Source organism: Priestia sp. SIMBA_032 (genome assembly GCF_046535215.1).
In the GTDB taxonomy this organism is placed as follows: domain Bacteria; phylum Bacillota; class Bacilli; order Bacillales; family Bacillaceae_H; genus Priestia; species Priestia aryabhattai.
In genome coordinates, this window is record NZ_JAWRXD010000820.1 from 1 (window position 1) to 265 (window position 265).

Here is a 265-nt window from a genome sequence, read left to right on the forward strand (position 1 = left end):
GCTGCGCGTTTTTACGCAGCATGCGGGTCCGACAAGACGGCGCGTGCATATCTACGCGATGCCCGGAGCCATTATCTGGATTGGGGAGCAGATGGCAAAGTCCGGCAACTCGACCGGCTTCATCCGCACATGATGGAAGAACAGGTAATGGCGGGCTCATTGGACACCGTCACAACCGGGCGTCTGGATCTGGCTACGGTGATCAAGGTTTCCCAGGCACTGTCAACTGAGATCGTGCTTCCCAGGCTGGTCGAAAAGCTTTTGC

1 protein-coding gene is annotated in these 265 nt (G+C 57.4%); it reads left to right on the top strand.

Annotation, left to right across the window (positions count from 1 at the left end; genetic code table 11):
• On the top strand, positions 1–230 hold a 230-nt coding region (locus SB717_RS36615; protein WP_410907964.1), incomplete at its 5' end, for a hypothetical protein.
• Between the last annotated feature and the right edge of the window lie 35 nt (positions 231–265).